At 45.2% G+C, this 15,084-nt stretch carries 14 protein-coding genes and 1 riboswitch; of the genes, 12 read left to right on the top strand and 2 right to left on the bottom strand.

From position 1 onward, the window contains the following. Positions 1 to 64: 64 nt before the first annotated feature. Entirely contained in the window at positions 65 to 988 is a 924-nt protein-coding gene (locus tag BP95_RS0119300; protein ID WP_021253877.1) for an ArsR/SmtB family transcription factor, read from the bottom strand. A gap of 123 nt (positions 989 to 1,111) precedes the next feature. Between BP95_RS0119300 and BP95_RS0119295 the strand changes: the two genes are divergently transcribed. The 12 genes from BP95_RS0119295 to BP95_RS0119240 all read left to right on the top strand — a co-directional run bounded on the left by BP95_RS0119295 (position 1,112) and on the right by BP95_RS0119240 (position 13,803). Continuing rightward, positions 1,112 to 2,293, top strand: a complete 1,182-nt coding sequence (locus BP95_RS0119295) for an MFS transporter (protein ID WP_021253876.1) — start codon at positions 1,112 to 1,114, stop codon at positions 2,291 to 2,293. Positions 2,294 to 2,411: 118 nt separating this feature from the next. Continuing rightward, positions 2,412 to 3,140 (top strand): phosphonate ABC transporter ATP-binding protein, encoded by a 729-nt coding sequence (locus BP95_RS0119290; protein ID WP_021253875.1) that lies wholly within the window; start codon positions 2,412 to 2,414, stop codon positions 3,138 to 3,140. Positions 3,141 to 3,264: 124 nt separating this feature from the next. Further along, positions 3,265 to 3,876, top strand: coding sequence for a DUF3298 and DUF4163 domain-containing protein (locus BP95_RS0119285; protein WP_021253874.1), 612 nt, complete (start codon positions 3,265 to 3,267; stop codon positions 3,874 to 3,876). A 227-nt stretch (positions 3,877 to 4,103) separates the two neighbouring features. Continuing rightward, entirely contained in the window at positions 4,104 to 5,405 is a 1,302-nt protein-coding gene (locus BP95_RS0119280) for a hypothetical protein (protein WP_021253873.1), read from the top strand. 27 nt (positions 5,406 to 5,432) lie between these two features. Continuing rightward, on the top strand, positions 5,433 to 6,131 hold the full coding sequence (locus BP95_RS0119275; protein ID WP_021253872.1) for a response regulator transcription factor: 699 nt from the start codon (positions 5,433 to 5,435) through the stop codon (positions 6,129 to 6,131). Beyond that, positions 6,110 to 7,567, top strand: coding sequence for a sensor histidine kinase (locus BP95_RS0119270; protein WP_021253871.1), 1,458 nt, complete (start codon positions 6,110 to 6,112; stop codon positions 7,565 to 7,567). The genes BP95_RS0119275 and BP95_RS0119270 overlap by 22 nt, the downstream gene beginning before the upstream one ends. Before the next feature lie 191 nt (positions 7,568 to 7,758). Then, entirely contained in the window at positions 7,759 to 8,274 is a 516-nt protein-coding gene (locus BP95_RS0119265) for a response regulator (RefSeq protein WP_021253870.1), read from the top strand. 45 nt (positions 8,275 to 8,319) lie between these two features. Next, on the top strand, positions 8,320 to 10,161 hold the full coding sequence (locus BP95_RS0119260) for a HAMP domain-containing sensor histidine kinase (protein WP_028533035.1): 1,842 nt from the start codon (positions 8,320 to 8,322) through the stop codon (positions 10,159 to 10,161). A gap of 184 nt (positions 10,162 to 10,345) precedes the next feature. Continuing rightward, positions 10,346 to 11,131 carry a transporter substrate-binding domain-containing protein gene (locus BP95_RS0119255; RefSeq protein WP_021253868.1) on the top strand — a complete coding sequence of 262 codons (786 nt, stop codon included), beginning with the start codon at positions 10,346 to 10,348 and terminating at the stop codon, positions 11,129 to 11,131. Between the two features lie 152 nt (positions 11,132 to 11,283). Next, entirely contained in the window at positions 11,284 to 11,940 is a 657-nt protein-coding gene (locus tag BP95_RS0119250; protein ID WP_021253867.1) for an amino acid ABC transporter permease, read from the top strand. After that, a complete protein-coding gene (locus BP95_RS0119245) occupies positions 11,933 to 12,655 on the top strand; it encodes an amino acid ABC transporter ATP-binding protein (RefSeq protein WP_021253866.1) in 723 nt (240 codons plus the stop codon). Before BP95_RS0119250 ends, BP95_RS0119245 begins: the two co-directional genes overlap by 8 nt. A 259-nt stretch (positions 12,656 to 12,914) precedes the next feature. After that, a riboswitch (cyclic di-AMP (ydaO/yuaA leader) is annotated at positions 12,915 to 13,083 on the top strand. Positions 13,084 to 13,092: 9 nt separating this feature from the next. Then, entirely contained in the window at positions 13,093 to 13,803 is a 711-nt protein-coding gene (locus BP95_RS0119240; protein ID WP_021253865.1) for a 3D domain-containing protein, read from the top strand. A gap of 85 nt (positions 13,804 to 13,888) precedes the next feature. Here the strand turns inward: BP95_RS0119240 and BP95_RS32685 are convergent, their stop codons facing one another. Next, positions 13,889 to 15,061, bottom strand: a complete 1,173-nt coding sequence (locus tag BP95_RS32685) for a polysaccharide deacetylase family protein (RefSeq protein WP_081676915.1) — start codon at positions 15,059 to 15,061, stop codon at positions 13,889 to 13,891. Positions 15,062 to 15,084 lie beyond the last annotated feature (23 nt).

Below are 15,084 nucleotides of genomic sequence, written 5' to 3'. Positions count from 1 at the left end.
TTTCAGACATGACAAGCGTCAGGAGGATAGCGATAACCTTCCATTACGCATACTTTGTCAGTCGTTACAATTGTACTTGCACATAATCTTCTAGAAATACGGACAAGTCGGACAACCCTTCCCGACGAAGGGCGATGGATTCCGAATCGCCGTCCCAATAGGTACGTATGTATCCAGCGGATCGAAGAACGGCCAAATGATGCTTCACGGTTCCTTTGGATAATGAGAGATGCTGTTGGATATCAGCGAATGAGCGTGAACCTTGACTAACGAAACGCAGCAGCTGCAGCCGTTCTTGGTCAGCAAGCGCTTGCGTCATGCGAAGCAGGCTGTGAGACGGCACGCAATCATCTTCAGCGGGCTCGTCAACCGCGTACAGGACAAGCAGCTTGTTCTTAAACGTGCACGTATTGTTCATAGGACGATAGTGCCACATTGGGGCAAGAATGCATTCGCGAATATGATTCTTCTCATCACGAATGACGATGCCATTCGTTGCAACTTCGACAACTTCTTCTGGAGTTATTTTGCTCATTAAGAGTCGCTTCTCATCCGCATCTTGCAGCAAAATAGGCTCCCATTGTGGCAAGGTGTGCGAAATGTAATGCTCATACCAGCATTTCAATGCGGGTACATAATATCGTTGGCAATCATCTCTGGTGAGCGAAATCTCTAGCAGGCCATACTGCTCCTGAACGTGCTTCCATTGCTGATCAGTTGTCTGTTCCAGATGCTCGATGTACCCTGTAATATGACTGCCGCCTGTATATTCAAGCGCTATAGCATACAGCATGTCATAATCCGTTAGTGAATAACGCTTCACCTGACGAGCATGCTCCTCCCATTCACTGGGCATCATATGCTCTGCTTGACGTACCCACGTCATGCCGTTGTCAACATTGCGAATCCATTTGCGGTGTACAAATAGCATGAAGCTTCCAATAAGTTCATATACCGATGAACAGTCGATACGAACATGATAGGTCATGCCTGCGTAGCCTCCTTGGTAATGACAATGAATGTCTACATTTATTATGAATTGTATTGCATAGCATTGTCTACTATAATTGTGAAATGTTCATTTGATAGAGATAAATGGGGAGGTTTAAGAATGGCATCTTGGCGGAACACGACAGATTCCCCAACTTGGAAATTTATAATTCTGATTATTGTTGTTATGATTACAGGTCTTAGTCAGGGGTTATTGCTGCCCTTACTTACGATCTTCTTGGAGCGAATGGGGGTTCCATCCGATCTGAATGCATTGAATGCTACCGCCCTCTACTTAGGGGTATTCTCCATGATGTTCCTAGTAGAGCGGATACTCATTCGGCTCGGCTATAAGAAAATGCTGCTTGCCGGTATGGTGTCGGTTACGATCGCACTAGCGTTATTTCCGTTCTTCCCGAACATTTGGGTATGGTTCGTTCTGCGAATTGTTGTTGGTCTAGGTGACAGCGCGCTGCATTATGCGACACAGCTGTGGGCCGTGTCAGTCAGTCCAGCGAATCGACGGGGAAGAAACATCTCCCTATATGGGATGGCGTATGGGGTAGGCTTCAGCTTCGGGCCATTAGGCATTAATTTGTTGTCTATCCATGATTCAGCACCGTTCATCGCGATTGTTCTCCTGTTCCTTATTGTTATGGCAATTGTATATGTGAAGCTGCCAAATGAAGAAGCTGCGATGATGAAGGACGGATCGAGACCGGAGAAACGCTATCGCCGTTCCTACCAATGGGCCTGGTTCGCTCTGATGCCAGCATTCCTATACGGTTACATGGAAGCCTCGATGAATAGCAACTTCCCTGTATACGCGCTTCGTCTCGGCATGGAACAGCATTGGATATCGTATTTGCTTCCATTCTTCGGGATTGGGGGACTTATTCTTCAGCTGCCGTTAGGCATGCTTAGCGACCGCATCGACCGCAAAAAAGTATTGATGGCATGCGGTATCTTAGGGGGATTAGGGTTCCTTATCATCCCGTTTGTGGGTACGAACATCTGGGGAATTCTCATTATGTTCATGCTCGTTGGAGGCTTGGTTGGTTCTTTCTTCTCATTAGGGCTCGCGTATGCAGCAGACATATTGCCTAAGGAATATTTGCCGTCCGCTAACGTGATTGCATCCATTCACTTCAGCTTAGGGAGCATCATTGGGCCGAATTTAGCGGGCATTGGGATTCAATACGTATCAATTGGAAGCATGTTCTACTTGCTCGGGGCTTGGTATATTGGATTCTCACTACTCGGCTTCATCTTCAGACGGCGCAATAAAACGCTTGCAAGTTAGGGGCTACCTTCCTTACACTATAGAGTACATGTTCGTGAATCGCTGCGCACACATAAAAAGTCTCTCGCAGCAATCAAGCAGCGAACTGCCATTGTCGGAATGGAGAGGAGTCTTGACGGTGATTAGAGTAGATCAGTTAGTGAAGCAGTACCCTCCTGAACAGAAGGTATTGAAAAATATTAGCTTCGAGGTGCAGCCGGGCGAGTTCATTGGTGTAGTAGGTGCGAGCGGCAGCGGGAAGTCGACACTGCTGAAATGTTTGGCGCTTCAGGAGAGATGGACAAGCGGCAAATTTGTCGTTGACGGTGTGGATATCTTCGCGCAGCAGTTGAGCGGAAGACGCAAGGTGAAGCGGGAGTTCGCATACTTGGAACAGAACCCAGTGCTGTCGGACAATCGCAAGGCATTGAAGAACGTCTTAATCGGACGCTTCCATCAAACTCCGTTATGGAGAATGGCTACCGGAATGATACGCTCAGACGACTACATGGGGGCAATGGATACCATTGAACAGCTTGGCCTATTGGACAAGGCCCATAAGAAGTGTAGTGATCTGAGTGGTGGGGAGAAGCAGCGGATTGCCATTGCCAGGGCGCTTGTACACGGAGCAGACGTGCTGCTTGCAGATGAGCCTGTTCTCGGACTAGACCCGCAATCGGCTGAATCTGTATTGTCGACATTCCGAGACCTGTGCACGAAGCAGCGCAAGATCGTTATTGCGGTATTTCATCAGGTTGAACTAGCAGAGAAATTCGCTACACGATTGTGGGGACTTCATGACGGCACTATCGCAGTCGATGTGAAGGGCAGACGGCTTCTTCAATCAGAGAAGGCTCTCATATTATAATGAAGATTGGGAAAAAGTAAATAGGCAATTGTCACGCCATCTCTTATGAATGCATATGTTGAATGGAAGGGAAGAATGTTCTTTTCTTACCGAATTCACGCATTCGTAGGAGGTGGCTTTATTTATGCTGTATCCATTGCCGATTCCGATCGAGCCTCATGTTATTCGCAAGCCGAACCTGGAGGTGTACGTTCCTGTCGTTGTGGATCCGAAGCATCCACAAGCGGCGGAGCGTATGAATCATACCATACAAAATCAGGTCAGGGAATTAATTCGAACTTCCGGCTATGAGGAAGATCCGAAAAATATTCAGGTTCAAGGTTGGTACGAAATCAAATTAAACGAAAGAGGATACCTTAGTCTTACTTTAAGTGTATATGACTATCCCTATCATGCAGCCCATGGGATGACCTATCAGCGTGGGTTGACCTTTGAGACAGAGACAGGCAAGCTGATAAAGCTACCTGATTTGTTCAAGCCGGGGGCCCCTTACGTAGACGTGTTGTCTAAGCACGTCGCCGCACAGATTAAAATGCGAGATATCCAGACGCTAGAGCCATTCAAATCGATTCGACCGGATCAGGATTTCTATATGACGGATAAATCGCTCGTTCTCTTCTTCCAGTTGTACGAAATTGCGGCGTATGTATATGGATTTCTGTACTTCCCGATATCTGTATACGAGTTAAATGACATTAAAGCAGATAATGGCATTATCGATAAGTTGTCATACTAAGCATCGAAGAAAGCATCGAGGCTCAAATATAGTGCGAAGCATGTGTGCTGAGCAAGGAGGATGTTTTCTTTCCAATGAATCATCGCTTTGTCACGGGTTTGTCACCATTAGGTGACTCTTTTTTTTTATAATGAGAGAGTATGCCTGTAAATAGGCTACATAGATGATAAGTAATGTGTTTCGACGAAATAACGAATAATAGAAGCATCAAAGGAGGAATGGCATGTATGATAAAAAGCCGAACAATACGAAAAGCATCGCTACTCCTTCTACTGGCTAGTGTCATGTTAAGCGGCTGTCAGTGGGTTCAAGACCCCAAATCCATGCTTAAGGAACCACGATTGTCGACAGATAAAGCGAATTTAAAATCGATTATTGACTCCCAAAAGCCTGAAGGAGCAAATATCATCCGGCCGCGCAATGCAGACGATCGCAGCACGATTCGCATTGCGGATTTGAACAATGATGGCAAGGGTGAGGCGATTGTATTCTATGAGACGCCAGACAAGGAAGTTCGAATCCATGGTATGATCTTTAAATCGGATGGTGACACATGGACGAAGGTATTCGACTTCGATGGTGAGGGTACTCAGTTGGACAGGGTAGAGCTAGTTGACTTGACAGGTGATAAGAGTCTTGAGCTTGTGGTAGGTTACGGCAGCAATGACCCGAAGCTGAATAAGGGACTTGTTGTGTATCGATTCACAGACACAGAGATGGTTAGACTGTTCGAACAGCCGTATTCTCAATTCGTGATCGATGATCTGGATCAGAGCGGTAAGAATCGATTGTTTATATTGAATAACCGCTCAGGTCAAATACCTGTCCTCTTTTCATTCGATTACCAAAACGGCAGGATGGTTAAATTTCATGAGTTGAAGTTATCAACTGGTACTAATGCGTACACGAATATGGTGTCTGGATTTATATCAAAAGACCGTAAAGGACTCGTGCTTGATGCGGATGCAGATGCAGGGGCCAACAACTATATATCAAATATTATTGGAATGAATAAGGATCACATGCTTGAATCCCTATTGCAAGAGGGCTTAACTGACAACAAAAGGATAGATATTAAGAGCTCTGACATGAACGGCGATGGCATTATTGAGATCGGTATTCCAGAGCAGCCTCACGGCTGGGATCTGTATCAATCTCATGAAATCCCTTATTTTACGAACTTCTTCCAATGGGATGGACAGCATGGCTTGAAGTTAGTGGAGAAGCAATATCGCGACCATATGGATCGCTTCCATTTGACTTTCCCAAAATCTTGGTATGGACGTGTGACTGTGGATACAAAATCGAAAAAAGATGAAATGCTCCGCTTTGTCGATCTTCATACGAACGAAACATTCGCCATTATCCGATTCTTTACACCGGAGGCATGGGAGTCTTATAAGGAAAAATGGACATACCTCAGTTCGTTTGGTGACAAGATTATCGGCATTTACAGCAAGGAGCCACTGAATGCGAAACAAGGGGTTCCTAAAATGCCAGAACTAGACAAAAGTGATAGTGATTCTTAAAGGAAATGAAGTAAGGAGATAGTAGAGATGACGAAAATACTCATTCTTGAAGATGAAGAATCAATCCGCAGCTTTATTGTCATTAATTTAAAGCGCAATGGATTCGATGTGGTGGAAGCAGATAACGGCAATGATGCTTATCAAATGATCATGAGCGATCCGACGATAGATATCGCACTACTAGACGTGATGGTACCGGGTATTGATGGCTTTGAGGTGTGCAGACGAGTAAGGGAACAGAATGAGCGGCTCGGAATCATCTTCCTGACTGCTAAGGTGCAGGAACAGGACAAAGTATATGCCTTATCTGTTGGTGCGGATGATCATGTGAGCAAGCCGTTCAGTCCTACTGAGCTCGTTGCGCGCATTCAGTCCTTGCTGCGCAGGGTCAGCTCTTATCAGCACACTACCCAGAAGGTAGTGTATCAATCTGGTCCGTTCTCACTTGATTTAATTGCGAAGCGATTTACCAAAAATAATCAAGCAATCGATTTAACTCCTACGGAATTCTCGCTGGTACAGTTTTTCATGGAGAAGGAAGAGATGACATTAAGTCGAGACGTACTGCTTGATCATGTATGGGGCAAGGATTATATGGGTGATCCTAAGATTGTGGATGTAAACATTCGCCGTTTGCGTCAAAAAATTGAGGATGAGCCATCATCACCAAGATTTCTTGAAACGGTATGGGGGCACGGGTACAAATGGAAGGGAACAACTCCTTGATTAAGCCGGGCATACGCCGCTCGGTAGTCATGCATTACTTCATCGTCGTCTTTATGACGATGCTGATGCTGGAAGTGGTCTTTCTCATCTCGGTGCGAACGTATTATTATGATTCAGTATCCAGCAATTTAACTAACCATGCATCCGTAACGACGAAATACTATCAGCAATATATAAGTCTTAGTTCCAGTGAAGATGATCAAGGCATATTGCCGGAGCTGCTCGAATTATTCAAATTGCCGGGCGCCGAGGTGCAAATTCTGGATCGGACTGGGAAGGTGCTTATCTCCTCCAGTGGGTTCCGAATTGACAAGCCGATCAACTCACTCGATGTGATTACTGTACAGCAGCAAGGGAAGCTGGAACAATGGATCGGCAAGCAGCCTGGAACCGGTGAGTCGATAATGGCTGTGTCTGCTCCATTGTTAGAGAGAGGCGACATCAGCTACATTGTCAGACTTGTCACCTCACTAGAAGTAGTGAACAGTCAGTTGAATAGCATTGTGCTCGTGTCTATACTGGTTTCGATTACGATATTAATCATTGTATTAGTGATTAGCCTTGGGCTGGCGAATTCGATCGTGAAGCCAATTAATGAGATTACGGCTGTATCCGCTCAGATGGCGCGGGGACGATTCGATGTCAGAGCCAAGGATGGATATAAGTACGAGCTTGGGGAGTTGTCTAAGACACTCAACTTCATGGCTCATGAGATTGTGCGAAGCAACCAATTAAAGAATGACTTTATCTCATCGATCTCTCACGAATTGCGGACTCCATTGACGGGAATCAAGGGATGGAGCGAGACCTTGCTGTCTGGTCCGTTAGATGAAGGGGAGACGAAGCTGGGGTTGAACGTTATTCATAAGGAAACGGATCGCCTAATTGGTCTTGTTGAGGAATTGCTCGACTTCTCGAAGCTGCAGGAGAATAAATTGCAGTTCCACTGGCGGCAGGTATCCATCGCGACAATTATCGAAGATACGATCCTGCAAGTGAGAATGAAAGCAGAGAAGAAGCAAATTCGATTGGAGGAACGCGTCAGAGGCAACGAGCAAATTCTGAATGCGGATCCGAATCGATTGAAGCAAGTATTCCTGAATCTGATTGATAATGCGGTCAAGTTCTCCCCAGAAGAGTCGGTGATCACGATTCATACGTCGTGGGATGCGGAGAAAGTGGTTGTTCGTATTGTTGACCAAGGAATTGGAATAAGCGAAGAACACTTGACCAAAGTAATGGACAAGTTCTATCAAGTGAATCCTAGTCATGGCGGTACAGGGCTCGGACTGGCGATTACGTACGAATTGGTGAAGGCTCATGGAGGAGAAATGTCCATCGAAAGTGAGCCTGAGGTAGGGACGACGGTTATTGTGACCTTGCCGGTCAACATGCCGATTGAAGCAGATACGATAGAGGAATCTACGGATTTATGATCTCTTCGAATATCATTTGAATTTATACTGCCTTTGCGTGATTAATTCATGCAAAGGTCTTTTTTTCGGGGAAATTAAGAAAATAGCATATCTTACTTCGACAAAACATACTATAATATGTATCATAATCATCCATGATGTTGTCGTAATAACTCGATTGTTGTCGTCCTCATCGGAAGGAGGATAGGATAGTGGAACTATTTTTATTCGTTATATTTTCCGCGTCTGTCCCATTTATTATTTACTTATACTTTGTCATCAAGCAGCGTTCATGTGTACAAGAAGCAGCGGTTACGGTAGATCGTAATGCGCTTATGCATGGACAGATGGACGAAGCTGAAGACGTGACGAGTCACTGCTCCATTCTTGTCGTGGAAGATCAGATGCCTATACGGATTCTATTGAAGGAAGCACTTGATGAACTGCCACTGGAAGTAAGGGAAGCAGAGACGGGAGAGCAGGCGCTTGATTCAATGCGTGCGTGTCCAAGTAAAATTGTGCTCATGGATGTGAGCCTACCGGATATGAATGGCCTGGATGTACTGCATACGGTTCGTACAATGCGTCCAGATACCGAAGTTATAATGATGTCTGCCTATAGCGATGCAGACAAGGTTAACGAAGCGAAGGCGGCAGGAGCGATTGGCTTCTTCTCGAAGCCGTTCGACTTAGAAGAACTGCGCGCGTACATATCATCCAGACTGTAACGGGCTACGATATCTTGTCTTGACAATTGTCAATCGGAGGATGTTATGTTCAGAACGATACATAGCCAACTAAGCGCCCGGGTAGTGACGACACTAGTGGCTGCGTTGGCCATAATTTTTTCATTTTCGTATGAAGCTGTTCGTTCGATTATTGAGACGAGCATGCAGAACAATTATTTGAATCAAGTTAAGATGGCCGCTCACGATGTTGAAGCGGCCATTCGTCACCACAAGCTAATGGTGGAGACGTATGCGAGGGTCATTCAGGGCATATTCGACACATCTGGGCGAATCAAGGCTGAAGTGAATCAATTGACAGAATGGTATGCATTTCAACCGAAGGACCTCGTATTCGGGTACTGGTTCACCATGCAGACTGGTTCGAAATGGAAGGAGAAATTTACATCCTGGTTTGGTCATGATGAATCCGGTCTGCTCCGTAATTTCAATAAACAAGAACATGTGGACGAGTCACTGCCTCAGTATCGAGATGACCCGCAATACGACTATTATCATGGTTCAGTGAAGAAGAATGGAACCTATTTGACAGCACCATACATTGATCCTTATGTAAACCTACCGATGATATCCGTCAGCACGCCTGTATACGACTCAGGAGGCACACTGCTCGGTGTGGCCGGAGTTGATATACGGTTTGGCGATTTGAAGCAGTTAGCAAACAAGCTAAGTGTACACCCCAGCAGCAAGATTCTACTTACTTCCCTACAAGGCAATTTATTATACGACCCAGATGAAGAACGAACGATTTATGACAATATATACACCAATCTTAATGAAGATACAGCGACTTTATTACGCAAAGTAAATGACTCTAAGGAGTCTATTATCATTGATGACTATCGTGGGAACTCCATGTATATATTCTCAATTCCGCTTGAGGAGACGAACTGGAGAGCAATCATTATGCTGCCTGCGGGAGTTATTAGCAACGTGTTGCTCTACGTATGGGTCGTAACCCTAATTACGATCAGTTTACTTATTATTGTGATTTACTTCCTAATAAACTGGTGGATCCGTCGTTTAATCGTGACTCCACTGCATCATTTAGTTGAGGCGTCTCATCGTATTGCCGGTGGGGATTATGACGTGACAGTGAGAATCGAATCCAATAATGAATTTTGCCAGCTCGGCTCAGATATTAATCGGATGAGTGAGGCGCTGCGTCAGAAGGCACAGATGGAGCAAGAAATGAAGCGTATGAGCGCGCTGCAGGTTGTGGGAGAGATGGCTGCCGCGCTTAGTCATGAAATTCGAAATCCGCTAACGACAATCAAAGGATTTCTGCAGCTGCTTCGCAATAAGCCGGAGCATGCGGATGAGCATGTCTATTTCCGTACGATGATGGAGGAAATTGAGCGGGCGAATACGATCATTACGGAGTATTTGACCTTGGCTAGACATAAATTCGTCCAATTTCGTCCTCATTGCTTGAATGAAATCATTACACAATTATACCCGCTTGTGCAAGCATCAGCGTCGGCTCGCTGCCAGGATATCCGCCTGGACATATCACCAGTTCCTTCTATTGAAATGGATGAGAAAGAGATGAAGCAGCTTCTTCACAATCTCATTCGGAACGGACTTGAAGCGATGAGTGAAAACCAGGTGATGACGATTCGAACTCGTATGAAAGGGGATAGGGTTCTTCTATGTATTGAAGATGAAGGGCCAGGCTTCCCAGCCGAGGTTTTAGCCAGGGCAGGAACTTCTTTTGTCACGACGAAGGAGAAGGGGACAGGACTAGGCTTGTCCATCTGCTACAGTATCGTTGAGCGCCATGAAGGAGACCTTATCATTGAATCAGTGCCAGGTCGCACAGTTATCACAATTAGTCTCCCGCTATTCCGCAAGAAGCAAGAAGGATAGTTTGGATGTTGCCATAATTGACCAATGTATTATAAAATGGAAGAGTTATGCGCTAATATTCTACTTTTAAATCCAATTCCTAAGAAATAATGGTTGTATAACTATGCATCTACGTGTATAATGATGTTACCTCACTAAGAGCGAGCGGGGAATATTACACATATACAGAGCGGGGTTGGAGCAAATGAAATCATTAAAAATTGTTGCAGCATGCACACTCATTCTATCATTATTAGTAGGTTGCGGTGCGAAGGAAGACCGTCTAGCAACTGTACAAGAGAATAAAAAGCTGGTACTCGGCACGAGTGCTGACTATCCACCATTTGAATTCCGTAAAACAATCGACGGCAAGGATCAAATTGTCGGTTTCGATATTGAGATAGCGAAGGAAATTGCGAAGGATTTGGGCGCTGAATTAGAGATTAAGGATACATCACTGTCGTCATTGCCTGAGGAACTGAAGACAGGCAAGATTGACATCGCAATCGCGGGCCTAGATCCAACGCCTGAGCGGGAGAATGCAATGGAATTCTCTACACCTTATTACTTGGCGGAAGCAGGGGTTATTGTACGTGCTGCAGACAAGGATAAGTATAAGTCACCTGAAGATTTGAAGGGCATGAAGATCGGCGTACAGCTTGGCTCAACCTTCGAGGATGTCGTTCAGCAAATCCCTGATGCGAAGAAGGAAATGCTGGATAAGGTGAACGACCTCGTTCTTGCACTGGAGTCGAATCGTTTAGAGGCTGTCGTTGTGGAGAAGCCTGTGGCAGCGGCATTTGCTGCGAATCGCAAGGAAGTCGCTGTCGCGCCTGTGGAATTGAAGCCAGTAAGTGAAGGATATGTAATTGGAGTACGCAAGGGCAGTGTGAAACTGCGTGATGAAGTGAATAAGACGCTTGAACGCTTGAAGCAGCAGGGCAAGCTGGATGAATTCATTACACAAGCGGTACAACTGGCGGAACAATAAGATCAGATGGATTGCATCTATATGCGGTCTATACGGATCTCGATGTGATATGTTCGCTCCTCGTGGGAATTCAACCAGTGAGGAGCTTTTTCTCTTTATATAGAAGAAATGCAGATTAACAGTCGTGATAGATAGGGAAGGGGAAGTTTGTCATGTTCGATTGGTTCGACATGTTATGGACGTATAAATTAGGATTTGTATCCGGTGCTGGCATAACCGTGCTGCTATCCGCGATATCCGTTCTGTTCGGATTACTATTGGGAGTGGCCATTGTCTTGATGAGAATGTCTAAAATAAAGCCGCTTAAATGGTTTGCTGTCACCTATATCGAGGTGTTCCGTGGGACACCTCTGCTTGTACAATTATTCATTATTCATTATGGACTTGCAGAGTATGGCGTAGAATTCAGTGCACTAACATCTGGAGCGATTGCTCTATCCTTAAATAGTGGTGCGTATTTGGCTGAAATCTTCCGTGCCGGCATACAATCGATCGACCACGGTCAATTGGAAGCAGCTCGTTCTCTCGGAATGTCAAAACCAATGGGAATGCGCTTGATCGTACTTCCACAAGCGTTCCGCAATGTTATTCCGGCGATCGGCAACGAATTTATTACGATTATTAAGGAGACTTCAATTGTCAGCACCATCGGGATTGCAGACTTGATGTTTGAGACAAATATCGTTCGTGCCAAAATTTATTCAGCGATGGGACCACTGATTGGAGCAGCGTGTATCTATCTCATTCTAACCTTCACTTTATCGAAAGTGGTGGCACGTTTGGAAAGGAAGTTGAGCGAGCATGATTAAAATTCAAAATTTGCATAAATCGTATGATAAATTGGAGATTTTAAAAGGGGTAAATGTCTCTATTGATCGTGGTGAAGTGGTTGTAGTCATAGGCCCTAGCGGATCCGGAAAGAGTACTCTCCTTCGTTGCATTAATTTGCTGGAAACTCCGACACAAGGGGATATCCGATTCGAGGATCAGTGCATCACTGACAAGTCGCACAACATTAACAAAACACGTGAAAAAATGGGGATGGTATTCCAATCGTTCAACCTATTTCCCCATATGACCGTGCTGCAAAATATTACCCTTGCTCCAATAAAGGTGAGACATGTGCCAGAAGCTGAAGCAAATAAACTAGCAATGGAGCTGCTTGGTAAGGTTGGCTTGGCGGATAAGGCCAAGGCATTCCCTAGACAATTGTCCGGTGGACAGAAGCAGCGTATCGCGATTGCGCGAGCACTTGCTATGCAGCCGCATGTGATGCTGTTCGATGAGCCGACATCAGCGCTTGATCCAGAGATGGTCGGCGAAGTGCTTGAGGTCATGAAATCACTCGCCGGAGAGGGAATGACGATGGTAATCGTAACTCATGAGATGAACTTCGCACGTGAAGTGGGCGATCGTATTTTGTTTATGGATGGCGGCAATATTGTGGAGGAAGGTTCTCCAGACCAATTATTTAACCATCCTAAGCATGCTAGAACGCAGGATTTTCTAAGCAGAGTATTGTAAAGAGGTATTGTAAATATATAGGTGTTCGAATAGGCATCCTTAGGGGGTGCCTATTGTTGTTTGCTGAATTATGTAAGCGTTTTCGTTTACAAATCTGAAATATGTGCTATGATGGAAACAGAAAGATTACAAAAATGTCATCTCTGATTACAAATTTGTTATGAAATAAAAAAAATTTGAAGCTTCAATCCATTGGGGGGCGCGGGTTCCAGAGAGTTACCATCATATTCCTGCGCACAGGTTACAAAATTGTGATATGATGCAATCCGAGCCGAAACGACACACCCGTACGGGGGATTATTGACCGGTGTTCGATATTACGAGAACACCTTGGGGTGAATCGCTTATTCCGCAACTTGGAATGGCGTAGGGGAACTCCTTGACCCGAATCCGACAACTAACCCCGCAGGCTAATGCACAGGAGGAAAACAAAACATATGCGTAAAAGAATTACACTAACGATTACAGCAGCTTTACTTGGACTTGCGTCCATTCTTCAAATTTTGCCGGCACAGGCTGAGCCCTATACGGTAAAAGAAGGAGAAACGTTCTATTCAATTGCTAAGAATTACAACATGAGTGTTGAATCCGTATTGTCGGCAAACCCGACAATTAATCCGAAAAATCTGTATGGTGGACTCTCCATCGAACTTCCAAGCCCTGTTGTTCAAAAGTCGGTATTGGAAGGGATGCCAGTCAATAATGCTTTGGGTGTAGCAAAAAATGACGAACAGGCAGTCAAAACGGCTTCGAATAATCAGAAAGCAGCAGTACAACAAGCTGCTCCTAAAAATGTAGTTCAATTGTCCTCTGGACGTACAGCGACATACAAGAAAACGATAAGCATGCGTGCAACAGCCTACACAGCTCATCCGAGTGAAAATGGCAAATGGGGCGCAGTAGATGCATTGGGTAATGCATTGAAACTAGGTACAGTTGCGGTCGATCCAAAAGTGATTCCGCTTGGTACGAAATTGTATATTACGGGATATGATTTCAAACACTTACCGACAGGCGGTATGGTTGCTGTAGCTACGGATACAGGCGGTGCAATCAAGGGGAAAAAGGTTGACATATTTGTACCGGTAAGCAAGAAGACAGGCAACACATTCGGCGTGCAAGACGTTAAAGTATATGTGTTGAAATAATATCTACTATTATATATAGATGTAGATGAATACTTACAATAGCAATTGAACAACAAGCCTCGCCATTATGGCGGGGCTTGTTTTCTTATTCCTTCTTTTCCTTCTGATCTTGGAGTAGATCAGGCAGGGTGACGAATTCATATTTCCGCTCCCTTAACTGCTGAATAATTGATGGGAGTGCTTTCACGGTTCCATGCAGATACCCATTTTGTGTGCTTCCGCTGGCATGCTGCAATACGATGGAACCTGGGCGTACCCCACGCATCACATTTTGCAAAATACGTGAAGCGGTTAATCCACGCCAATCGTTTGTATCTACATCCCAATTGACGACCATGTATCCATTATCTCCTGCCCAGCGCAATTGCTCTTCGTTGATTTCTCCATATGGCGGACGGAAGTATCGAGGCTTATATCCGGTAGACTGCTCGATAATGCGTTCAGTATCCTTCACCTGGTGTTCAAAAGCTGGAAGCGTCAGCTTTGTCAGCAACGGATGATTGTACGAATGATTACCGATCACATGCCCCTCGCGCACCATCCGCTCGACGAGTCCTGGATAAGCCTTGGCACGAGAGCCAACAAGAAAGAAAGTGGCTCGGATATTGTGCTCCTTCAATATATCCAATACAAGCGGCGTAATGCGGTTATCCGGTGCGTCATCGAAGGTGAGCGCAACTTGTCGTTCTCCATGACGCTGCTTCGCATTCAATTTAAAGATATGTGGGTATTTCAACCGTAGTTCCGCAATCGTGAGATGCTGTTTCTTCATCTTATGCATGCTGGAGCGGGATGATTGTGAAGCTTGCGCCGCAGATTGCGACGGGGTTGATTTCTGCCACTTGTGCTGGCGTTCATTCGAAGAGGAAGAACGCTGCTTCTGCTGGCTAGATTCTGACTCTGCCTGCTGCGACTCCAGTCTCTTCTGACTTTTCTGATTATCACGCTCTTTATGCTCAGCTGATATGGTGAATTTAGGCATCTCAAGATGATCCGATGAAGCTGCATTCTCTTGCTTCCCCTTAGCATGTGGGGAATGCATGTTTACAGAGTCTGCCTTGAAGATACGTGGTACTGGATGAGTGCGATCTTGTCTCCACAGACTGTCTGCTGATGAATGGATCGATTCTGACTGATTTGGCTTGCTTGGTGGAAGATTGGGTATGGGAGGCGTTGCTTCCTGCGAACGATGGAAGCAGCCAGTAATACAGAGCAAACAAAGGGATAATACAGATAAGCAGATTCGACAATGTTGCATAGCGCCATTCCCCCATTCCATAA

The organism is Paenibacillus sp. UNC217MF (assembly GCF_000686865.1).
GTDB lineage: Bacteria > Bacillota > Bacilli > Paenibacillales > Paenibacillaceae > Paenibacillus_B > Paenibacillus_B suaedae.
The sequence above is the reverse complement of the archived record's forward strand: the minus strand, read 5'-3'. Positions and strand labels throughout refer to the sequence as shown.

Excerpts from the sequence above, each read along its gene's own strand:
- BP95_RS0119300 (WP_021253877.1), bottom strand. The coding sequence starts at position 988 with ATGACCTATCATGTTCGTATCGACTGTTCATCGGTATATGAACTTATT.
- BP95_RS0119295 (WP_021253876.1), top strand. The coding sequence starts at position 1,112 with ATGGCATCTTGGCGGAACACGACAGATTCCCCAACTTGGAAATTTATA.
- BP95_RS0119285 (WP_021253874.1), top strand. The coding sequence starts at position 3,265 with ATGCTGTATCCATTGCCGATTCCGATCGAGCCTCATGTTATTCGCAAG.
- BP95_RS0119280 (WP_021253873.1), top strand. The coding sequence starts at position 4,104 with ATGATAAAAAGCCGAACAATACGAAAAGCATCGCTACTCCTTCTACTG.
- BP95_RS0119275 (WP_021253872.1), top strand. The coding sequence starts at position 5,433 with ATGACGAAAATACTCATTCTTGAAGATGAAGAATCAATCCGCAGCTTT.
- BP95_RS0119270 (WP_021253871.1), top strand. The coding sequence starts at position 6,110 with ATGGAAGGGAACAACTCCTTGATTAAGCCGGGCATACGCCGCTCGGTA.
- BP95_RS0119260 (WP_028533035.1), top strand. The coding sequence starts at position 8,320 with ATGTTCAGAACGATACATAGCCAACTAAGCGCCCGGGTAGTGACGACA.
- BP95_RS0119255 (WP_021253868.1), top strand. The coding sequence starts at position 10,346 with ATGAAATCATTAAAAATTGTTGCAGCATGCACACTCATTCTATCATTA.
- BP95_RS0119250 (WP_021253867.1), top strand. The coding sequence starts at position 11,284 with ATGTTCGATTGGTTCGACATGTTATGGACGTATAAATTAGGATTTGTA.
- BP95_RS0119245 (WP_021253866.1), top strand. The coding sequence starts at position 11,933 with ATGATTAAAATTCAAAATTTGCATAAATCGTATGATAAATTGGAGATT.
- BP95_RS0119240 (WP_021253865.1), top strand. The coding sequence starts at position 13,093 with ATGCGTAAAAGAATTACACTAACGATTACAGCAGCTTTACTTGGACTT.
- BP95_RS32685 (WP_081676915.1), bottom strand. The coding sequence starts at position 15,061 with ATGCAACATTGTCGAATCTGCTTATCTGTATTATCCCTTTGTTTGCTC.